This window comes from Rhodococcus sp. SORGH_AS_0303, from assembly GCF_030819335.1.
In the GTDB taxonomy this organism is placed as follows: Bacteria; Actinomycetota; Actinomycetes; order Mycobacteriales; family Mycobacteriaceae; genus Rhodococcoides.
The window spans coordinates 743,616-763,386 of the sequence record NZ_JAUTBO010000001.1; the positions used below are offsets into that span (position 1 = coordinate 743,616).

Genomic DNA, 19,771 nt, shown 5'->3' on the forward strand with positions numbered 1-19,771 from the left:
AACTTTACCGACGAGTCGACGCTGCTCAGGCCGCTGCATGAGCCCTTCTGACATCCCACAACGTGCGCCCAATATGTTGGTGGCATGGCAATACGAGAGGCGCTCGGGCGCGACGGAACATCCCTGGTCTACCGCGTCACGGGAGACGTCTCGGCTCGACCGTTGGTGCTGCTGCACGGCTGGGCCCAGACCGGAGCCTGCTGGGGCGACGACCTCCTCGCCGACCTGTCCGAGCGGTACCGCGTCATCGCGGTGGACCTGCGCGGGCACGGCATGTCCGGTGCCCCCGACGTCGGTTACGACCGGTCCGCGCTGTGGGCCGGGGACGTGCACGCCGTTCTCGAGCAGGAGGGCATCCGCTCGGGTGCGGTCCTGCTGGGCTGGTCCTACGGCGGTCTGGTGCTGTGCGACTACCTGTCGGTGTACGGCACCGGTGCGGTGGCGGGTGTCGTGTTCGTCGCGGCGATCACCGCGATCGGTCCGGACCGACCCGGCGGCGCCGTCGGCACGGCGATGCGTGCGGCGATCCCCGGCGCGATGAGCGAGGACTCGCGCGTGGCCATCAGGGCGCTCGCGAGTTTCGGCAACGCCCTCACCGGACCCGGCGAAGGACACGGCGCCGCAGCTCAGGCACTGTTCGGCGCCAGCCTGGCGACGCGTCCACGCGTGCGGTCCGCGGTGTTCCGGCGCGACGTGGGACACGACGAGACGCTGGCGGCGCTGGACGTCCCCACCCTGGTGATGCACGGAACGGCGGACACGGTGGTGGACGTCGGCGCGGGTCGGCACACCGCCTCCGTCGTGCCCGGTGCGTCGACCTCGTGGTGGGAGGGCGTCGATCACGGTCCGTTCGTCGCCGACCCGGCCCGCTTCCTGTCCGAGCTGGCGGGTTTCGTCGACTCTCTGGGTTAGTCCACACACGTGATGCATGTCAGAACGGTGGGGGGTCGTCGGTGTCGGCGACTTCGCGGGCCCGTCGGTTGCGGTTGCGTTCGTTCCTCCGGCGGGCATGTTTGTCCGCCAGACGTGTGCGGCGTCTGCTGGGGGGAGTGCGGGGCGGACTCGGTGGTGGAGGATCGGGCGTCTTGAAGGTGACGTCGGCGAGTCCGGGGTGAATGTCGTATCCGTTGTGCGCCGGCCCCGGGACGACGAGGCCCTCGGGCGTGGTGACGGTGGAGACGACGCGTCCCGTGTCGTCCTCGGTGTACTGATCGTCGACGAAGTCGCCGAACGTCTTCACGTTGTGGTGGAACCTGCATTTGCCGCCGAGGTTGACGTCGGTCGTCTGGCCGCCGCCGTCGGGATTCTCATGGTCGTACTCCGCGATGTGGTCGAGATCGCCGGTCCACACCCCACGGTTGCAGCCGGGCCAGGTGCAGTACTGGTCGCGAATGCGCACGAACGTGTCGAGGGCGCTGGAGGGGCGGTACGGATCGGCGGGCTGTGATGCGGGGTTGGTGGTCGAGACGGGGCGGATGACGGCGTCGGCACGATCGGCGAGGTCGGCGACGTGGTCGGGCGAGATGACGCCGTGGCCGACGAGGAACCCTGGATTGCCGTCGGCGGCGGTGTCGCCGGCCATGGTGGTGGAGTCCGTGACGACGTGCACGATGAATGACGTGAGCAGGCCGTCCTCACCGGTCCACCCGGGCGCGGAGCAGTCCGGATCGTCGCACTGGCACTCGTACGCTGTGCGGGTGGCGAGGGCGAACAGGGCGTCGCTGGAACGGGCGCCCTTGCTGCGAGGATCCTTGCGACACACGCGTCCGGCCAACTCCTCCACCGCGGCAGCGACGACGACGGCATTGTCGGCTGTCATGGTTGCGCCCAGGTATGCCATGCCGTCGGGTCCCGCGTCGATCCAGAAGCTGCGGTTGTTCTCGGCGAGCACACGTCGTTCCCTGACGGCGTCGGGATCGTGGCGGTAGACGATGCGGTCGATCATGTCCCGCATGCGTTTGTCCGACCACGAGCCGCGTCGCTGTAGGGCCGCGGCGATCTCGGTGTCGACTTCCCGCACGTACGTGGTGCCGTCGACGAGGTCGGTTCGGCCGATGATGGTGTGGACGTGTTTGGGGGCGATGAGGCCGTCGCGGAGGCACTCGGCTACGCGGGGAAGCCGGTCTCGGAGTGCAATTGCGCGGGTCAGGATGCCTTCTCCGGCGCCCTGGCTGACGGACAGGACGGCCGAGATGCGGGCGGCGCAGTGAGTCGTCGCATCCATCCGGCGGTGATCGGACATCTCGTGAGGAACGACGAGCTGAGTGTGCAGTTCCGCTGCGGCCCGGTATCGGGTCCATTCGAGATAGGACAGTCCGGCCGAGGCGTAGGACATCGTGGACAGGAGGGTGTTCACGGGTGCGTCGAGGAGCGTTCCGGGTAGGCCCATGGCCTCCGGATCCTGCGTCGCCCACCCCTGTTCGAACATGTGTGCGAAGGTAGCAGGGTCCTCCGACATGTTTCCATGACTCCCGCGGGGCAGTGGCGTACGTGTTCCCGGCGCTGTGAATGTCGGCGGGTTCCCGCGCATGTGTCGGCACGCTCGTAGGGGGATGGCCGGGTGGGCGCGCACCTGCGACGCAATCGGACAGGGCACACTGGAGCGGTGGTCCGCCGTCACAGCCCGCATCGGGTAGCCGTGTTGTCGCTGCACACGTCTCCGCTGGCGCAGCCCGGCACGGGGGACGCGGGCGGCATGAACGTGTACGTCCTGCAGACCGCCGTGCAGATGGCGGCGCGCGGAGTCGAGGTGGAGATCTTCACCCGGGCCACGTCCTCCCGTGACGAACCCGTGGTCGAGGCCGCGCCCGGCGTACTGGTGCGCAGCATCGCGGCCGGCCCGTTCGAGGGTCTCGACAAGCACGACCTGCCCACCCAGCTCTGCGCCTTCGCCGCGGGCGTCCTGCGCGAGGAGGCACGGCACGAGCCGGGCCACTACGACATGATCCACTCGCACTACTGGTTGTCGGGGCAGGTCGGCTGGCTCGCCCGCGACCGGTGGAAGGTCCCCTTGGTGCACACCGCGCACACGCTCGCCGCGGTGAAGAATCTGTCGGTGGCGGCGGGGGACAAGCCGGAACCGGCGGCCCGCCGCATCGGTGAGAAGCAGGTCGTCGAGGAAGCCGATCGGCTCACGGCCAACACTCTCGACGAGGCCCGGGCCCTCGTCGATCTGTACGACGCGGCCGAGGACAAGATCGACGTCGTCGCGCCGGGAGCGGACCTGAGCATGTTCCGGCCGGGCGATCGCGCCGCCGCTCGACGCTCCCTGGGGCTGGACGCCGACGACCCTCTCGTGACGTTCGTGGGACGGATCCAACCTCTCAAGGCGCCGGACGTCCTCGTCGCGGCCGTCGCCGAGATCCACCGGCGGGACCCGTCGTCGCGCGTGCGCGTGCTGGTGGTCGGTGGCCCGTCGGGCACCGGTCTGGAACGGCCCGACTCCCTCATCGAGCTGAGTCGCCGGCTGGGCATCGAGGATCGGGTGACGTTCCTCCCGCCGCAACCCCCGGACAGGCTGGCGGACGTCTACCGCGCGTCGGATCTCGTTGCGGTGCCCAGTTATTCGGAGTCCTTCGGTCTCGTGGCCATCGAGGCCCAGGCGTGCGGTGTCCCGGTGGTCGCCGCGGACGTCGGGGGCCTCGGTGTGGCCGTGCGGGACGGGGAGACCGGCGTGCTGGTGCAGGGCCACGATCCGGCCGACTGGGCCACCGCGGTGCAGTCGTTGCTCGCCGACGACCGTCTGCGCACCGTGATGGCGTCGAATGCCTCACGACATGCGGAGAACTTCTCGTGGGAACACACCTCGGACGCGTTGCTGGACACCTACGCCCGCGCGGCGTGGAGATTCGGCCGTACCGCGGGTGTCGAGAGACCGACGGGTGAGTTCTCGCCTCGCAGACCCCGTGGTCTGTGGCGACTACGACGGACAGGACCGGTGAGAGCGCTGTGACGACGACCGACCAGGTGACGGAACTGATCGACTCGGTGTTGGCCGACCGGGAGTTGGACTACTCCCGGGCCACCGACACGCAGTTCGTCGTGGACCTTCCCGGTGAGAAGAAGCTCAAGACCTCGACGATGCTGACGGTCGGCAACCACGGCGTTCGCATCGAGGCCTTCGTGTGCCGCAAGCCCGACGAGAACTTCGAGGGCGTGTACCGATACCTGTTGCGGCGCAACCGCCGTCTGTACGGAGTGCACTACACGATCGACAAGATCGGTGACATCTACCTCGTCGGCAAGATGTCGACGCACGCGGTCACGGGAGACGAGATCGACCGCATCCTCGGGCAGGTGCTCGAGGCGGCCGACGGCGATTTCAACGTGCTGCTCGAACTGGGCTTCGCCGAGTCCATCCGCCGCGAGTGGGCGTGGCGCGTCTCGCGCGGCGAGTCGCTGAACAACCTGAAGGCGTTCGAGCATCTGGTGAACGGCAGGCCGGACGACGGGCCCACGTCCTGGGTGCAGCCGGCGGACCGAGCGGACGACGACGACCGGGACTGATTCGGACACCGTGCAGGTAGGCTCCTTCGTGTGATGGCTGTCACCCGGAATGTCCGAAGGATGTTTATGTGACCGCCCGACACATTAAGGTTGCCTTTCTGTCGTCCCTGCTGTGCCGATGAGGAGTTCCATGAGTTTCCGCAGCCCGTACCCCGACGTCGAGATTCCCGAGCAGAGCGTCTACGAGTTCCTCTTCGGTGACCTCACCGAGGACGACCTCGCGCGCCCCGCCCTGATCGACGGCCCCAGCGGCGCCGTCACCGACTACCGCACTCTCGTCGGTCAGATCAACGGTGTCGCAGGCGCACTCGCCTCGCGCGGAGTGAAGGTCGGCGACGTGGTCGCGGTGCACTCGCCCAACGTGCCGGCGTTCGCGTCGGTGTTCCACGGCATCCTGCGCGCCGGTGCGATCGCCACGACGATCAATGCTCTGTACAACGCCGAGGACATCGCGAAGCAGCTCACGGACTCGTCCGCGACCATGATCTTCACGGTCTCGCCGCTGCTCCCGCAGGCGAAGGCCGCTGCGGAGCAGGTCGGTCTGTCGGCCGATCGCATCGTCGTGCTCGACGGCGCGGAGGGCCACGAGTCGCTGCGTGACCTCCTCACCGAGGGTGCACAGGCGCCCGACGTCAGCTTCGACCCGTCGACCCACCTCGCGGTGCTGCCCTACTCCTCGGGCACCACGGGACGGCCGAAGGGCGTCATGCTCACGCACCGCAACCTGGTGGCCAACGTGTCGCAGATCGAGCCGCGCATGGGCGCGAACCGGGACGACGTCCTGCTCGCCGTGCTGCCGTTCTTCCACATCTACGGCATGACCGTGCTGCTCAACCTCGGCCTCAAGGTGCGCGCGTCGCTGGTCACGATGCCGCGCTTCGATCTCGAACAGTTCCTGAGCCTCACCACCGAGAAGAAGATCACCTACCTCTTCATCGCGCCGCCCGTCGCCGTCGCACTGGCCAAGCACCCGATGGTGGACCAGTACGACATCTCCAGCGTGCGGATGGTGTTCTCCGGTGCTGCCGCCCTCGACGAGAACCTGGGCAACGCCGTCGCGAAGCGACTGAAGACCAAGGTGCGTCAGGGTTACGGCATGAGCGAGCTGAGCCCCGTCTCGCACGCCATCCCGTTCGACGGTGACGACATGCCGCTGAGCAGCTGCGGCACCGCCGTCGCCAACTCGGAGAACAAGCTCGTCGATCCGGCCACCGGCGAGGAGGTGGCCTACCCGGAGCCCGGCTCGGACAAGGTCAGCGAGCCCGGTGAGCTGTGGATCAAGGGCCCGAACGTCATGGCCGGATACCTGAACAACGACGCTGCGACGGCCGAGACGCTCGACGCGGACGGGTACCTGCACACCGGCGACATCGCCGTCGTCGACGGTCGTGGGTGCGTCAGCATCGTGGACCGGCTCAAGGAGCTGATCAAGTACAAGGGCTACCAGGTGCCGCCCGCCGAGCTCGAGTCGCTGCTGCTCACGCACCCGCAGATCGCCGACGCGGCCGTCATCGGCGTGCTCGACGACGAGGGCGAAGAGGTACCGAAGGCGTTCGTCGTGCTGCAGCAGGGCGCCGAGCTCACCGAGGACGACGTCATGACGTTCGTGTCCGAGAAGGTGTCGCCGCACAAGAAGGTTCGCCGCGTGCAGTTCATCGACACGGTGCCGAAGTCGGCGTCCGGCAAGATCCTGCGCAAGGATCTGCGGGCGGCCGAGCCTGCCGCCGGCTGACACTCCCTGTACCACCCGAACACCCTCTCCAGCGTGCTGGAGAGGGTGTTCGCGTCATGTGAGGGGTGTGGGGGCACTCGGGGTGGTACTCATGAGCCATGGACACGATCACCGTCGATACACCCCAGGGCCAGGTGCGCGGTCGCACCGACAACGGCATCGCCTCGTTCCTCGGCGTTCCCTACGCCGAGGCGCCGTTCGGCCCGCACCGGTTCCAGGCGCCCACCGCGCCGCCGCGCTGGTCCGGCACGCGCGACGCCCTCGAGCACGGCGCCACCGTCCCGAAGGTCGGGTACCGGCCGCCCACCAGCGAGATCCTCAGCGAGCCCGTGGTGCCCGGCGAGGAGTGCCTGAACGTCGCCGTGTACTCGCCGGACGTCGCCGGCTCCGCGCCCGTGTTCGTGTGGATCCACGGCGGCGCCTTCGTGAACGGCAGCAACGCAGTACCCGCCTACGACGGCACCGCCTTCGCGCGGGACGGCGTCGTCGCCGTGGTGATCAACTACCGGCTCGGCGTGGACGGCTTCGCGCAGATCGAGGGCGCTCCCGCCAATCGTGGTCTGCTGGACCAGGTCGCGGCGCTCGAATGGGTCCGGGACCACATCGCGTCGTACGGCGGCGATCCGGCGCGGGTGACCGTCGCGGGAGAGTCCGCGGGTGCCATGAGCGTCGGCACGCTGCTGTCGATGCCCCGCGCGGAGGGGCTGTTCCACCGCGCGGTCCTGCAGAGCGGCGCCGGCCATCACGTCATCTCGGCGGAGACCGCGGGCACCGTCTCGGCCGCGCTGGCGTCGGCCCTCGGCGTTCCGGCGACGGTGGAGGGGCTCGGCTCGGTACCCGTCGACGCCCTCGTCGACGCCCAGCGCACCCTGTCCGATCGCATCGCCACGGAGGCGTCGAGCGGCGCGTGGGGTGAGGTGGCACTGAACATGATGGCGTTCGAGCCGTGCATCGACGGTGATGTCGTTCCTGCGCTGCCGTATTCGCGCATCGCCGACGGTGCGGGCGCCGACGTCGAACTCCTGCTCGGCACCACCAGTGAGGAGCACGCGTTCTTCCTCGTGCCCGCCGGCATCGTTCCGCACATCACCGAGGACTACCTGCGGACGGTGCTCGCCGGGTATCGACTGGACCCGTCGGTGCTCGACACGTACCGCGATCGGTATCCGGACGCCTCGCCCGGTGAACTCATGATCGCGGTCATGACCGACTGGTTCTTCCGCATCCCCGCCGTGCGCGTCGCCGAGGTGCACCCGGCCCACGTCTACGAGTTCACCTGGCGCTCACCGCTGTTCGACGGGAACCTCGGCGCGTGCCACGCGCTCGAGATCCCGTTCGTCTTCGACGTGCTGGGCAAGCCCGAGACCGCCCGCATCACGGGGCCGAACCCGCCGCAGGCGGTCGCCGACGAGATGCACCGCGTCTGGGTCGACTTCGTGCGCGACGGCGATCCCGGCTGGGCGCAGTACGGGTCCGAGCGCACGGTGAAGATGTTCGGGACGGAGTCGGCCGTGGTGAACGACCCGCGGCCCGACACCCGCACGGTGTGGGACGGTGCGCGCTAGCCGGTGAAGGGCGGGACGAACTCGCAGGGCACGGGTCGCGGGTGCGCGGGGTCGAGAGCGTTCAGCACGAACGCCGCGGCCCTCGGCGACCCGACGATGCCGGCATGCTCGGAGTAGTCGACGTCGCACGTGTCCTGTACGACGATGTTGGTCGCGTTCGGAGCCTCGACGTAGCCGTCGGTGTACGGGACCACCACCTCGTCGTACCGGGTCATGATGTTCGTGTACGTGATGCCCGGCGCGTAGCGGTACGACGCGTCGGGCCACGCGAGCTGCGACGGGCCCGACCCCTTCCACAGCGGGGCCAGCGAGACGTACCTGTCGATGTCGTCCGCTCCGCCGAGCACCTGCGCGTAGTAGTTGGGCAGCACCGTGCCCTGCGAGTGTCCGACGATGTCGACCTTCTCGGCGCCCGTCGCGGACAGCACCTCGTCGACGAACGCCGCGAACTGTGCTCCCTTCTCGGGAACCGGACCGAGGCCACCGATCGCGCTGATCGGCCACGCACCCGGCAGCGCACCGTACGTCGGAGCGAAGACGCAGTACCCCTCGTTCTTCAGCAGCGGCGCGTACACGCCCCACCCGGTCTGCTGCCCGGTCCCCGTCCCGTGCACCAGGATCACCGGATTCGGGTGCTCCGCCGTCGGCGCGCACGAGAAGTCGTTGGTCCCGGGCAGCGATCCGCCCGGGTTCGCGATCTCCGCCGGGAAGCCGCTGAAGAAGTTGTAGTCGACGGGCAGCGGATCGGCCGTTGCGGTCGGGGCGCACGCGAGCCACGCGCACGCCGCCAGCGCCACTGCCCAGCGGGTTCTCATCAGCAGAGGCTAGCGGTCACGCCAGTTCGGCTCGGCGGAAGCGCAGTTCCTGCTGCGCACCCCGCACGACCTGCGGCGCGCCCGACCGGTCGTCCCGCCGACGGCATCGTGAGAAACTGGGCGGCATGAGCATCGGAACCCTGATCCTTCTCCGCCACGGCGAGAGCGAGTGGAACGCGTCCAACCAGTTCACCGGATGGCAGGACGTGCGCCTGACCGCCAAGGGTGAGGCGGAGGGGAAGCGTGCCGGCGAGCTGATCAAGGAGGCCGGTGTGCTTCCCGACGTGCTGTACACCTCGCTTCTGCGTCGCGCCATCAGCACCGCGAACCTCGCGCTCGACGCGGCCGATCGGCACTGGATCCCGGTCGTCCGCGACTGGCGTCTGAACGAGCGGCACTACGGCGCACTGCAGGGTCTCGACAAGGCGGCGACCAAGGAGAAGTACGGCGACGAGCAGTTCATGCTGTGGCGTCGTAGCTACGACACCCCGCCGCCCCCCATCGAGGTCGGCTCCGAGTACAGCCAGGACGCCGATCCGCGCTACGCCGATCTCGACAGCGTGCCGCTGACCGAGTGCCTGAAGGACGTCGTCGAACGCTTCGTTCCGTACTACGAGGACGTCATCGTCCCCGAGCTGCGGGCAGGGAAGACGGTCATGATCGCCGCCCACGGCAACTCGCTGCGCGCCCTGGTCAAGTACCTCGACGGCATCTCCGACGCGGACATCGCGGGGCTCAACATCCCCACCGGCATCCCGCTGCAGTACGACCTCACGGAGTCGGGCGACAAGCTCGTTCCCACCGTGCCGGGCGGCACCTACCTCGACCCGGAGGCCGCTGCGGCCGGAGCCGCGGCAGTGGCGAACCAGGGCAAGAAGTAACGACTCGATGAACGCGGTGCGAACGTGCGCCGGACGTGCGGTGACGGCCGGAAAACCCGGCCCACCGTGCGTCGGTGCACGGTCGTGTGACCGTACGATCGGCCCGTGACCACTCCGACCGTCGTACTGATCGCCGCCGTCGCGGCGTTCGGTGGGTACCTCGTCGGTGGAGTGCTGATCCCGTATCTGAACTCCCGCCACGTCCTGCGTCAGACCCGCGACAACGGGCTGACGATGTCCCAGGTCCTCGACCTCATCGTGCTGGCCGCGCACAGCGGTATCGCCGTCGTCGACCAGTTCCACGACGTCGTGCTGTTCAATCCGCGCGCCGAGGAGCTCGGCCTCGTCCGCGGTCGGTCGCTCGACGATCGGGCCTGGAAGGCCGCCACCAGGGTCCTCGAGACCGGTGACCACGTCGAGGTCGACCTCACGGTTCTCGACGCCCGCGGGCGCGCCGGCATCGCCGTGAAGGGGCACGCGCAGCTGCTCTCCCAGGAGGATCGCCGGTTCGTCGTCCTGTTCGCCGACGACGACTCCGAGCAGGTCCGCATGGAGGCCACGCGGCGGGACTTCGTCGCGAACGTCAGCCACGAACTCAAGACCCCCGTCGGCGCCATCAGCCTGCTGGCCGAGGCGCTGCTGCAGTCGCGCGACGATCCCGAGTCGGTCCAGCGATTCGGTGAGCGGATGCTCGACGAGTCCACGCGCCTGGGCAACATGGTCAGCGAACTCATCTCGCTGTCCCGTCTGCAGGGTGCCGAGAAGCTCCCCGATCTCGACGTCGTCGACGTCGACACCGTGGTCAAGAGCGCGCTCTCGCGTTCGGCTCTCAAGGCCGAGGCCACGGGCATCGTCGTCACGACGGACCGACCGAGCGGACTCGAGGTGCTCGGCGATCAGACCCTGCTGGTCACCGCACTGTCCAACCTCGTCGAGAACGCCATCGCATACTCCCCGAAGGGGTCTCCCGTGTCGGTGACGCGGTCCCTGCGTGACGACGATGCGACGGGCCCACAGAGCATGGTGGCCTTCTCGGTCACCGACCGCGGCATCGGCATCGCCAAGGAGGACCAGGAGCGCGTGTTCGAGCGCTTCTTCCGCGTCGACAAGGCGCGGTCGCGGGCCACCGGCGGTACCGGTCTGGGACTGGCCATCGCCAAGCACGTCGCCGCCAACCACAACGGCCGCATCGAGCTGTGGAGCAAGCCCGGGACGGGCTCGACCTTCACGCTCCTCATTCCTGCTCACATCGAAGACGACGGCGAGCCGTCATGACCGAGAAGGACACCCCATGACGAGCGTGCTCATCGTCGAAGACGAAGAATCGCTGGCCGACCCGCTGGCGTTCCTGCTCCGCAAGGAAGGGTTCGACGCGACCGTCGTCGGCGACGGCCCCTCCGCCCTCGCCGAGTTCGATCGCGTGGGAGCGGACATCGTCCTGCTCGACCTCATGCTGCCGGGCATGAGCGGCACCGACGTGTGCAAGCACCTGCGCAGCCGCTCCGGTGTGCCGGTCATCATGGTCACCGCGCGCGACAGCGAGATCGACAAGGTTGTCGGCCTCGAGCTCGGTGCCGACGACTACGTCACCAAGCCGTACTCCTCCCGTGAACTCATCGCGCGCATCCGTGCGGTCCTGCGGCGTGGATCCGACACCGAGGAGATCGACGACAACAGCATCCTCGAGGCCGGGCCGGTGCGCATGGACGTCGAGCGCCACGTCGTCATGGTCGGCGGGCAGCAGATCACGTTGCCGCTCAAGGAGTTCGACCTGTTGGAGTACCTGCTCCGCAACTCTGGTCGAGTGCTCACCCGCGGACAGTTGATCGACCGTGTGTGGGGCGCCGACTACGTGGGCGACACGAAGACGCTGGACGTCCACGTGAAGCGGTTGCGCTCGAAGATCGAGACGGACCCCGCGAAGCCCGTGCACCTCGTCACGGTGCGTGGACTGGGGTACAAGCTCGAGGAGTGAGGCCGTTCGATTTCGGCGAGCACGTCGAAAGTGTCGCTGCAGATCCGTTGATCACGACACTTTCGGCGTATTCGCGGACATCAGGCGGCGAGTAGCCGGCGGACACGACCGACCAGGACATCGGGTTCGCGCCGTACATCGTCCGACGTGATCTGCAGAACTCGCCAGCCTTCATCAGCGAGCAGCGCAAGACGGGCCTTGTCGCGTCGGACGCTATCGGGCGTTCCGTGGAATTCGTCGCCGTCGTATTCCACCGCGAATCGTCGTGCTGGCCAAGCGAGGTCGAGATAGAAGATGCCGAGTCCGTGCATCACGGGCCACTGCAACTCGGGTGCCGGAAGGTGGCCGTCGTGCAGCACCAGGCGCGTCTCCGACTCCATCGGTGAGCCGGATCTTCGGTCGACGAGCGGTGCCAGACGGCGGACCTCGACGATGCCCCGCCGCCCCCGTTGCGCATCGACTGCTCGTTCCAGCGATCCGGGTTCGCAGCCCACCCGGGCCGCGGCGTCGAGAACGGCGAGCGCGCGACCAGGGGCACGTTGCCGTGCGACCTCGACAGCAGTCCAGGCCGGCTCCACGACCAATCGGGTGCCGACCTCCACCAATGGTGCACCCCGTCGCTGGTGCACCACCACCCCTGGTCTGCTCTCGATGCGCCGATCGTCCGGCTCCACCGCATGTAATTGCTGCGTCTGGTCGAGGTCGAAACCGTGCATCGCCGCCGCCGTGTCCATTGATGCGGCGACCCGCGTTCCGAGCTCGATGCTCAGAGCGTCGAGTCGCGCCGAGACAGGGAGCGTTCCGACCGCGTACAGCCCGTGCCGTACGCGGGTCAGCTGACGAGTGTGCACCAGCCACCGCACGCGGCTCGGGGACATGCGTCGGAGGAGATAGGTCGTGTGCAGGAAGCCGCCGTTGGCTCTCATTGCGTCGACGAGTGTGGGGTCCATGGCGCAGACCGTCACGAGCTGCACCGACAGGCGCCGCGTCGATCGAGCAACTCGCCAGTGCCGTGGGGATGACGGGGTGCCTGTGGATGAAGCTTGACCAAGCCCCGGCGAGTACGTCGAAAGTGCTGCGGCGAGCGCCGAGATCACGGCACTTTCGACGTACTCGCGGGGCATTGACGGGACTACGTGCGCTGAGCCTCGCGGGTCGCGGGGTGCACGGCGATCAACCCCAAGCCCTGCCGACGCCGACACAGCGCGGCGAGTTCGGTGTAGACGTCCTTGCCGAGCAGCTCCGTCAGCTCTGGCGCGTACGACTGCCAGACCGCCTTCGAGCCGACGTGTGCGTCGGGGGAGGCGGTGCAGTACCAACTGAGGTCGGCGCCGCCCTCACCCCAGCCGCGTCGGTCGTACTCGCCGACGACGGTCTGCAGGATCTCGACACCGTCGGGGCGCGTCACCCAGTCCTGGGTGCGGCGGATGGGCAGCTGCCAGCAGACGTCGGGCTTCACCTCGAGGGGTTCGACGCCGGTGCGCAGCGCCATCCGGTGCAGTGCGCACCCGATGCCGCCCTCGAAGCCCGGTCGGTTGAGAAAGATGCACGCACCCTTGTACTTGCGGGTGCGCAGCGCCTGCTCGCCCTCGAGGTCGTCGACCTCGACGAAGCCCTTCTTGCCGTGCCCCTTGTCGAAGAACTGCCAGTCGTCCGGCGTGAGCATCTCGACGGAGGCGACGAGCTTGGCGTGGTCGTCGTCGTCCGACAGGAACGCTCCGTGCGAGCAGCACCCGTCGTCGGGCCGATCGGGGACCGTTCCCTGGCACGCGGGGGTTCCGAAGACGCACGTCCAACTCGACAGCAACCACGTCAGATCCGCGCGGACGACGTGCTCGGGGTTGGTCGGATCGACGAACTCGACCCACTCGCGCGGGAAGTCCGGCGCCACCTCGGGTGCGGGATCGAGTTTGTGGGTCGCCGCGGGTTCCAGCACGTCCGCGGGCCGTCCGGTGGCCTCGCCAGACCGCCGTCCGGCCTCGTCGCCCACGCTCGTCGTCTGCTTTGCGGCCCGGCCGGCCTCCGGCCTACCCGCCTTCTCAGCACGTGTCACAAGCCACGACGCTAGACCCAGTACGGTGTTCCCTGTGCGGTTAGGGGTGCTCGACGTCGGAAGCAACACAGTTCATCTGCTCGTGGTCGACGCTCACCGCGGCGGTCACCCGACACCGATGAGCTCCACCAAGGCTGCCCTGCGCCTGGCGGAGAACACCGACGACGCCGGTGACATCACCCAGTCCGGCTCCGATCGACTGGTGCGGACGGTCGCCGACTTCTCGTCGATCGCCACATCGTCGGGCTGCGGCGAGCTCATGGCGTTCGCCACGTCGGCCGTCCGCGACGCCCGCAACTCGACCGCCGTCCTGAACCGAGTGCGCGACGAGACCGGCGTGAGCCTGCAGGTCCTCTCCGGCGAGGACGAGTCGCGTCTGACGTTCCTGGCCGTGCGTCGGTGGTACGGCTGGAGTGCCGGGCGCATCCTCGACCTCGACATCGGCGGCGGATCCCTCGAGCTCAGCACCGGGATCGACGAGAACCCGGACGTGGCGATGTCGCTTCCCCTCGGGGCCGGCCGACTGACGCGCGACTGGCTGGCCGAGGATCCTCCCGGCAAGCGGCGGGTCGCCGTGCTGCGTGACTGGCTCGACGCGGAACTCGTCGAACCGGCGAAGAAGCTGCTCGAGCCGGGGCTGCCCGACCGGGCGGTGGGAACGTCGAAGACCTTCCGCTCGTTGGCTCGATTGACCGGTGCCGCTCCGTCGGCTGCCGGCCCCCGTGTCGTCAGGACCCTGACGGCCGACGGCCTGCGTCAGGTCATCTCGTTCATCTCGAGGATGACCTCGGCGGACCGTGCAGAATTGGAAGGCGTGAGTTCGGATCGATCACGACAGATGGTGGCCGGAGCACTGGTCGCCGAGGCGAGCATGCGCGCGCTGTCGATCGATTCGTTGGAGATCTGTCCGTGGGCGCTGCGTGAGGGATTGATCCTGCGCAAGCTGGACACGGAGACGTTCGGCGATGTGGTGGAGACTCGAGAGACATGAGTGACGACAACAACGGAAGTGGCGCGGCCGACACCGGACAGGTGTCGGTGGCGGAACTGCTCGCGCGCAACGGCGCCAAGGTGGACACGCAGTCCGGTGGCGGTCGACGTCGACGCGGCATGGCCGGCGGGATCTCCGTCGCCGAGCTGACCGGCGAGATCCCGATCGTCCGCGACGAGACCCCGGCCGAGGCGCCCGACGACGAGACCGACGCGTCGCCCGAGACCGAGTCGCCGCAGGACCAGCCGCGGCAGGCCGAGGCCGAGGAGTCGACCCGCGACGCCGAGCCCGAGCGGCCCGCCCCGGCACCCGAGCCCACACGGACCACGCCCCGGATCGACGACCGCCGCCGTGAGCAGCAGGCCCGCCCGACCCCTGCGTTCGGTGCCGCCCGTTCCGCTCGGCCCGAACCCGCGCTGTTCTCCGGCGCTCCGTCCGTGGCGGTCGACCGCCTGCGCGCCTCCACCGAGGAGCGTGCGCTCGCACCCGAGCGGCCGGCGCAGGAGCGTCCCGCTTCCGATCGGCCCGGCGCTCCTGAGCAGCAGCGGTCGACGCCGGCCGAGCCGGAGGTCGACGCCGACGAGGTCACGGCCGAGAACGACGCGGTGACCACGATCGTCCCGGCAGTGACCGAGGATTCCGAGAACCCGGACACGATCGCCACCGACACGGCCGACGAGGCCGATCTCGCGACCCCCACCGATGCGGAACCCGTCGAGGACGCACCGGTGGCGCCGTCGAAGTCCCGCAGCCCGGTCAAGCAGTGGTTGTCGCTGATCGGCCAGGGCATCGTGGCTATCGTGCTCGGCGCGCTCCTGTTCAAGGGGTTCGAGCGACTGTGGGAGATGCTGCCCTGGGTCGCCCTGGTCCTCGCGTTCTTCGTCATCGTCGGACTCGTGGCCGTGGTGCGTGTGCTGCGCCGCACCGACGACATCGTGTCGATCCTGCTGGCGGTGGTCGTGGGCGGATTCGTCACTCTGGGCCCGCTGGCCTTCATGCTCAGCACCACGTGACGACGCCCGGTCGCCGGCACGTTCCGGTGGGGTTGTCCACGGCCTCGGTCTATCCGCAGAACACCGAGTCCGCGTTCCGCTTCGCCGCGGAGCTCGGCTTCGACGGGATCGAGCTCATGGTGTGGGCCGAGCCGATCAGCCAGGACGTCGGTGCGATCAAGCAGCTCAGCCGCGCGTACGGCGTTCCGGTTCTGGCGCTGCACGCACCGTGCCTGCTGATCACCCAGCGGGTGTGGGGTTCGGATCCGGTCTCGAAGCTGGTGCGCTCGGTCCACGCTGCCGAGGCGCTCGGCGCGTCCACCGTGGTGGTGCACCCGCCGTTCCGGTGGCAACGCATCTACGCCGACGGTTTTCCCGACCAGGTCGCCGAGCTCGAGTCCGACAACGAGGGCATGGTCGTCGCCGTCGAGAACATGTTCCCGATGCGCGCGGACCGGCTCTTCGGTGCGGGCACCGGCTCGGTGAAACGGCTCGAGAAGCGCGGCGGGAAGCCGGGCATCGGGTTCACCGCGTTCGCGCCGTCCTACGACCCGACCGACGTGGGCCACCAGCACTACACGCTGGACTTCTCGCACACCGCGACGTCCGGGCTCGATGCCGTGGCGCTGTCCGAGCGCATGGGCGCCGGGCTCAAGCATCTGCATCTCGCGGACGGCCGCGGCGCCTCCGTCGACGAACACCTCGTGCCCGGCGACGGCACGCAGCCGGTCGCGGAGGTCTGCCAGGCGCTGGTCGCGCGAGGCTTCGACGGTCAGGCCGTGCTCGAGATCAACACCCAGAACGCGCGGACCGCCACCGAGCGGTCGGCCGCACTCGAACGATCGTTGGCGTTCGCCCGGCAGCACCTCTGACGTCCCTCACCTCTGAAGTCCGCACTCTCGGAAGATCGCACCCTCGGATAGTCGCACTATCCACTGTGGTCTAGAGTTCGACCGGTGCGCATGTCCGAGCTGGTCGAACGGTCCGGGGTCCCGCGACCCACGATCAAGTTCTACCTCCGCGAAGGGCTCCTCATGCCCGGGGTCGGCGCGACGACGGTGTCCGAGTACACCGACGAGCACCTCGACCGCCTCCGGTTGATCAAGGCCCTGACCGGCGCCTCCCTTCCTCTCGGACGGATCAGGACGGTGCTCGCGGCCCTCGACGAGGCGACCGGCGACGTCCATCCCGCGATGAGCCGGGCACTCGGTGCGCTCCCGCCCTACCTCGACGACGCGGGGCAGGACGGAGTCGACCCGGGTCCGGCGCCGCGTACCTCGCGGATCCTGGAACGGCTCGGCCACGCCGCCGCCGATCTCCCGACCGACAGTTCGGCAGCTCGTCAGCTCGACCACTCCCTCGCCGCCGCCGACGCTGCGGGCGTCCCGCTATCCGACGACGACGTCGTCGCGTACGCCCGTGCCGTGCGCGTGATCGCGGAGGGGGAGTGGGCGCGGGTGCTCGACCACACCGAGCCACGCGACGCCGTGCGCTTCGCCGTCCTCGGGACGGTGCTCTACGAACCGGTGGTCACCGCCCTGCGCCGCCTCGCGCACCACGACCTCGCCCAGCAGCACTTCGCCCCGACCGGCCTTCCCGACCGACTCGCCCGGCCGGCCTCCGGCCTTCCCGACCGGCCCCACCCGACGACAGATTCGAGCGACCAGTGACCGACGCCCCGTTCCGCACCCTCACCACACTCGATCGCACCGACACGGATCTGTTCGAGGGCAGCATCGACCCGACGTGGACCATCGGCCCCAAGGTGCACGGCGGCGCCATGATGAGTGTCTGTGCCGCGGCCGCCAGTCAGCGTCTCGCGCTGGACGACGACCCGATCGAGCTCACTCCGCTCGCCGTCAGCGCCAGCTACCTCGCGGCGCCCGATCCCGGCCCGGTGACGGTCGAGACGACGGTGCTCAAGCGTGGTCGGCGCGTGGTGCACGTCGACGCGGTGTTGCTGCAGAACGGTCGTCCCGCGGTGCGGAGCGTGGTCACGCTCGGCACGCCGGACAGCGGAGCGCCCGTGCACCAGGAGCACGAGTCGTCGCTGGCGTCGGTCCTCGACATGGCCGTCGAGCCGCCGGACTCGGCCGCTCGAGTGGCGCCCGGTCACCCGATGGCGGACGTCGTCCACGTCGCGACGGGCTGCGACATGCGTCTCGATCCCACCGCCGCGCACTTCCTGACCGGCGCGCAGGGGTCGGCGGAGATCCGCATGTGGGTCCGGCCGCGGCCCGACGACGAGAACGATCCCGTCACCGCGGCGCTGTTCGCCATCATGGCCGGCGACATCTGCCCGCCCGTGACGATGAATCGCGGCCTCTTCGGCTGGGCTCCGACGGTCCAGCTCACGACGTACCTGCGTCACACCCCGGCACCCGGCTGGCTGCGCGTGAAGTCGTCGAGCACCGTGCTCGGCGGTTCCTGGTTCGAGGAGGACCACACCATCGTCGACTCCACCGGTGCCGTGGTGGTGCAGAGCCGACAGCTGGCCATGGTGCCGCTCGCGACCTGAGCCCGACCGAGGGACCGCGACACCCTGCCGATCGCCACCCGCGGCATGGCACGCTGAGCGCATGACGAGAATTGCGGTGATCGGCGGCGGCCGGATCGGTGAGGCGTTGATCGCAGGACTGATCGAGGGCGGGTTGCCCACCGGCAACGTGGTGCTGGCGGAGAAGTACCCGGCCCGCGCGGACGCGGTGGCCACCCAGTTCGGCATTCGGACCACCAGCGTGATCGACGCGATCGAGGGCGCCGACGTCATCGTCGTCGCGGTGAAGCCCGACGACGTCGACTCGGTGATCACCCAGATGTCCAAGGCCGAGCTCAACGGGGAGCGCGAGCAGATCATCGTGACGATGGCCGCCGGCGTCACCGCGTCGCGCTACGAGCCGAAGCTGCCCGCGGGCATCCCGATCGTCCGTGTCATGCCCAACACCCCGATGTTGGTGGGCGAGGCGATGAGCGTGCTGGCCCCCGGCCGCCATGCCCGCTCGGAGCACATCGAGACGGTGCGCAAGCTGCTCGGCACCGTCGGGAAGACGGCCGTCGTGTCCGAGGACAAGATCGACGCGGTCACCGCCGTCTCCGGATCCGGACCCGCCTACTTCTTCCTCATGGCCGAGGCCATGATCGACGCCGCCGTGGGTCTCGGACTGCCTCGCGACACCGCCACGACACTGGTCGTCCAGACGATGGTGGGCTCCGCGGCGATGCTCGATCGCTCGGACGAGTCACCGCAGGAGCTCCGCGCCGGTGTGACGTCTCCCGGCGGCACCACGGCCGCGGCCATCGCCCAGTTGGAGCGAAAGGGCTTCCGAGCTGCGCTTCTCGACGCGATCGACGCCGCCAAGGCGCGGGGAACGGCTCTCGGTTCACCGGTCGAATAAATATTGGTCCCCCCACCCGTCGCTTTTGTCACTCGAGTCCCGCTAAGCTCGCTGCAGCACGTGCGTGTCTGTTCTGCCGGAGGGGAAGCCGGCAGCGCGGGCGTGCCGGAGGTATGTGGATTTATGGAATCCGTCAACAAGCCGTCCGGGTCGAGCAAGAGCTCGTCCCACGACGGCCAACCGGCTGTGGCCGGAACCCAGTTCCTCACGGTGGCAGAAGTTGCCTCACTGATGAGGGTGTCCAAGATGACCGTGTACCGCCTGGTGCACGGTGGCGAGCTGCCCGCCGTTCGTGTGGGCCGTTCGTTCCGAGTGCATGCGAAGGCGGTGCACGACTACCTGGAGACGTCCTACTTCGACGCAGGCTGACGCACGCCTCGTCCCGTCTGTTCCACGTGGAACGGTGCATGCCCGGGGAAGGGCATCGGCACGGTTCATCGGAATCGGACGGTTCGGGCGTGCGCCGCTGCTGCGGAGGCCGGTCGAGGGTGGTCGTGTGAGCTGGGTATGATGGGGCTGAGTCGCGTGAGCGCGCAGTCCCGTCACTGCCGTGTCCGCCGACGACCGAACAGCACCAGCAGCGGTATCAGCAGTGCAGCTGTACAGAGACGAAAGAACGCGAGGACACCCGCATGGGTTCAGTGATCAAGAAGCGTCGCAAGCGCATGTCGAAGAAGAAGCACCGCAAGCTGCTTCGCCGCACCCGCGTTCAGCGCAGGAAATTGGGTAAGTGATCCGCTAGGGATCGCGACGACTTCCGCCCGTGAGGATCGAGTTTCGACCGTCCTCGCGGGCGTTGTCGTATCCGGTCCCGCGGGTGTCGCGTGCCGGTTCTTCTCGTGCCGGAGCGCGCACGCGGGGTTCGT

The 19,771-nt window shown here is 68.9% G+C and carries 20 protein-coding genes; 16 read left to right on the forward strand and 4 right to left on the reverse strand.

The genetic code is table 11. The features are described from left to right. Positions 1-84: 84 nt before the first annotated feature. Positions 85-912 (forward strand): alpha/beta fold hydrolase, encoded by an 828-nt coding sequence (locus tag QE449_RS03585; RefSeq protein ID WP_307108227.1) that lies wholly within the window; start codon positions 85-87, stop codon positions 910-912. Between the two features lie 19 nt (positions 913-931). Here QE449_RS03585 and QE449_RS03590 read toward each other — a convergent pair whose 3' ends face one another. After that, the gene (locus QE449_RS03590; RefSeq protein WP_307108228.1) at positions 932-2,428 is read right to left on the reverse strand and encodes a DUF222 domain-containing protein; all 1,497 of its coding nucleotides are present in this window, start codon (positions 2,426-2,428) and stop codon (positions 932-934) included. A 177-nt stretch (positions 2,429-2,605) separates the two neighbouring features. On the opposite strand from QE449_RS03590, the gene mshA reads away from it, so the two are divergent. The 4 genes from mshA (at position 2,606) to QE449_RS03610 (ending at position 7,803) form a co-directional block, all read left to right on the forward strand. Beyond that, positions 2,606-3,952, forward strand: a complete 1,347-nt coding sequence (gene mshA / locus QE449_RS03595) for a D-inositol-3-phosphate glycosyltransferase (protein ID WP_222631922.1) — start codon at positions 2,606-2,608, stop codon at positions 3,950-3,952. Next, positions 3,949-4,506, forward strand: a complete 558-nt coding sequence (locus QE449_RS03600) for a YbjN domain-containing protein (protein WP_037186136.1) — start codon at positions 3,949-3,951, stop codon at positions 4,504-4,506. The genes mshA and QE449_RS03600 overlap by 4 nt, the downstream gene beginning before the upstream one ends. A gap of 130 nt (positions 4,507-4,636) precedes the next feature. Beyond that, positions 4,637-6,238: an AMP-binding protein gene (locus tag QE449_RS03605; RefSeq protein WP_027506349.1), complete on the forward strand. Its 1,602-nt coding sequence runs from the start codon at positions 4,637-4,639 to the stop codon at positions 6,236-6,238. Positions 6,239-6,336: 98 nt separating this feature from the next. After that, positions 6,337-7,803 carry a carboxylesterase/lipase family protein gene (locus tag QE449_RS03610; RefSeq protein WP_307108229.1) on the forward strand — a complete coding sequence of 489 codons (1,467 nt, stop codon included), beginning with the start codon at positions 6,337-6,339 and terminating at the stop codon, positions 7,801-7,803. Here the strand turns inward: QE449_RS03610 and QE449_RS03615 are convergent. After that, the gene (locus QE449_RS03615) at positions 7,800-8,618 is read right to left on the reverse strand and encodes a triacylglycerol lipase (RefSeq protein ID WP_307108230.1); all 819 of its coding nucleotides are present in this window, start codon (positions 8,616-8,618) and stop codon (positions 7,800-7,802) included. The genes QE449_RS03610 and QE449_RS03615 overlap by 4 nt on opposite strands. Before the next feature lie 125 nt (positions 8,619-8,743). Between QE449_RS03615 and QE449_RS03620 the strand changes: the two genes are divergently transcribed. The 3 genes from QE449_RS03620 to QE449_RS03630 all read left to right on the forward strand — a co-directional run bounded on the left by QE449_RS03620 (position 8,744) and on the right by QE449_RS03630 (position 11,474). Continuing rightward, positions 8,744-9,499, forward strand: coding sequence for a phosphoglyceromutase (locus tag QE449_RS03620; protein WP_027504492.1), 756 nt, complete (start codon positions 8,744-8,746; stop codon positions 9,497-9,499). Between the two features lie 105 nt (positions 9,500-9,604). Beyond that, a complete protein-coding gene (locus tag QE449_RS03625; RefSeq protein ID WP_027504493.1) occupies positions 9,605-10,774 on the forward strand; it encodes a cell wall metabolism sensor histidine kinase WalK in 1,170 nt (389 codons plus the stop codon). A 16-nt stretch (positions 10,775-10,790) separates the two neighbouring features. After that, the gene (locus QE449_RS03630) at positions 10,791-11,474 is read left to right on the forward strand and encodes a response regulator transcription factor (protein WP_027504494.1); all 684 of its coding nucleotides are present in this window, start codon (positions 10,791-10,793) and stop codon (positions 11,472-11,474) included. A gap of 80 nt (positions 11,475-11,554) precedes the next feature. Here the strand turns inward: QE449_RS03630 and QE449_RS03635 are convergent, their stop codons facing one another. Together QE449_RS03635 and QE449_RS03640 are read right to left on the reverse strand one after the other, a co-directional pair. Further along, entirely contained in the window at positions 11,555-12,424 is an 870-nt protein-coding gene (locus tag QE449_RS03635) for a DUF559 domain-containing protein (RefSeq protein WP_307108231.1), read from the reverse strand. Between the two features lie 182 nt (positions 12,425-12,606). Continuing rightward, positions 12,607-13,407 carry a hypothetical protein gene (locus QE449_RS03640; protein ID WP_027504496.1) on the reverse strand — a complete coding sequence of 267 codons (801 nt, stop codon included), beginning with the start codon at positions 13,405-13,407 and terminating at the stop codon, positions 12,607-12,609. Positions 13,408-13,561: 154 nt separating this feature from the next. Here QE449_RS03640 and QE449_RS03645 point away from each other — a divergent pair, with 154 nt between their 5' ends. The 8 genes from QE449_RS03645 (at position 13,562) to QE449_RS03680 (ending at position 19,639) form a co-directional block, all read left to right on the forward strand. Next, entirely contained in the window at positions 13,562-14,518 is a 957-nt protein-coding gene (locus tag QE449_RS03645) for a Ppx/GppA phosphatase family protein (RefSeq protein WP_307108232.1), read from the forward strand. Further along, positions 14,515-15,531, forward strand: coding sequence for a Yip1 family protein (locus tag QE449_RS03650; protein WP_307108233.1), 1,017 nt, complete (start codon positions 14,515-14,517; stop codon positions 15,529-15,531). The genes QE449_RS03645 and QE449_RS03650 overlap by 4 nt, the downstream gene beginning before the upstream one ends. Next, positions 15,528-16,382, forward strand: coding sequence for a sugar phosphate isomerase/epimerase (locus QE449_RS03655; protein WP_231476212.1), 855 nt, complete (start codon positions 15,528-15,530; stop codon positions 16,380-16,382). Before QE449_RS03650 ends, QE449_RS03655 begins: the two co-directional genes overlap by 4 nt. Before the next feature lie 90 nt (positions 16,383-16,472). Beyond that, positions 16,473-17,180: a MerR family transcriptional regulator gene (locus tag QE449_RS03660; RefSeq protein ID WP_307109668.1), complete on the forward strand. Its 708-nt coding sequence runs from the start codon at positions 16,473-16,475 to the stop codon at positions 17,178-17,180. Beyond that, positions 17,177-18,028, forward strand: a complete 852-nt coding sequence (locus QE449_RS03665) for a thioesterase family protein (RefSeq protein WP_373428254.1) — start codon at positions 17,177-17,179, stop codon at positions 18,026-18,028. The genes QE449_RS03660 and QE449_RS03665 overlap by 4 nt, the downstream gene beginning before the upstream one ends. Positions 18,029-18,089: 61 nt before the next feature. Continuing rightward, entirely contained in the window at positions 18,090-18,905 is an 816-nt protein-coding gene (proC, locus tag QE449_RS03670) for a pyrroline-5-carboxylate reductase (RefSeq protein ID WP_056441616.1), read from the forward strand. 123 nt (positions 18,906-19,028) lie between these two features. After that, positions 19,029-19,274 (forward strand): helix-turn-helix domain-containing protein, encoded by a 246-nt coding sequence (locus QE449_RS03675; RefSeq protein ID WP_027504502.1) that lies wholly within the window; start codon positions 19,029-19,031, stop codon positions 19,272-19,274. 263 nt (positions 19,275-19,537) lie between these two features. Then, positions 19,538-19,639: a 30S ribosomal protein bS22 gene (locus tag QE449_RS03680; protein WP_003402602.1), complete on the forward strand. Its 102-nt coding sequence runs from the start codon at positions 19,538-19,540 to the stop codon at positions 19,637-19,639. Positions 19,640-19,771 lie beyond the last annotated feature (132 nt).

What these genes read in the sequence shown, in the direction of transcription:
- QE449_RS03585 (WP_307108227.1), top strand. Translation starts at nt 85, where the DNA reads ATGGCAATACGAGAGGCGCTCGGGCGCGACGGAACATCCCTGGTCTAC.
- QE449_RS03590 (WP_307108228.1), bottom strand. Translation starts at nt 2,428, where the DNA reads ATGTTCGAACAGGGGTGGGCGACGCAGGATCCGGAGGCCATGGGCCTA.
- QE449_RS03605 (WP_027506349.1), top strand. Translation starts at nt 4,637, where the DNA reads ATGAGTTTCCGCAGCCCGTACCCCGACGTCGAGATTCCCGAGCAGAGC.
- QE449_RS03610 (WP_307108229.1), top strand. Translation starts at nt 6,337, where the DNA reads ATGGACACGATCACCGTCGATACACCCCAGGGCCAGGTGCGCGGTCGC.
- QE449_RS03615 (WP_307108230.1), bottom strand. Translation starts at nt 8,618, where the DNA reads ATGAGAACCCGCTGGGCAGTGGCGCTGGCGGCGTGCGCGTGGCTCGCG.
- QE449_RS03620 (WP_027504492.1), top strand. Translation starts at nt 8,744, where the DNA reads ATGAGCATCGGAACCCTGATCCTTCTCCGCCACGGCGAGAGCGAGTGG.
- QE449_RS03630 (WP_027504494.1), top strand. Translation starts at nt 10,791, where the DNA reads ATGACGAGCGTGCTCATCGTCGAAGACGAAGAATCGCTGGCCGACCCG.
- QE449_RS03635 (WP_307108231.1), bottom strand. Translation starts at nt 12,424, where the DNA reads ATGGACCCCACACTCGTCGACGCAATGAGAGCCAACGGCGGCTTCCTG.
- QE449_RS03650 (WP_307108233.1), top strand. Translation starts at nt 14,515, where the DNA reads ATGAGTGACGACAACAACGGAAGTGGCGCGGCCGACACCGGACAGGTG.
- QE449_RS03660 (WP_307109668.1), top strand. Translation starts at nt 16,473, where the DNA reads ATGTCCGAGCTGGTCGAACGGTCCGGGGTCCCGCGACCCACGATCAAG.
- proC (WP_056441616.1), top strand. Translation starts at nt 18,090, where the DNA reads ATGACGAGAATTGCGGTGATCGGCGGCGGCCGGATCGGTGAGGCGTTG.
- QE449_RS03675 (WP_027504502.1), top strand. Translation starts at nt 19,029, where the DNA reads ATGGAATCCGTCAACAAGCCGTCCGGGTCGAGCAAGAGCTCGTCCCAC.
- QE449_RS03680 (WP_003402602.1), top strand. Translation starts at nt 19,538, where the DNA reads ATGGGTTCAGTGATCAAGAAGCGTCGCAAGCGCATGTCGAAGAAGAAG.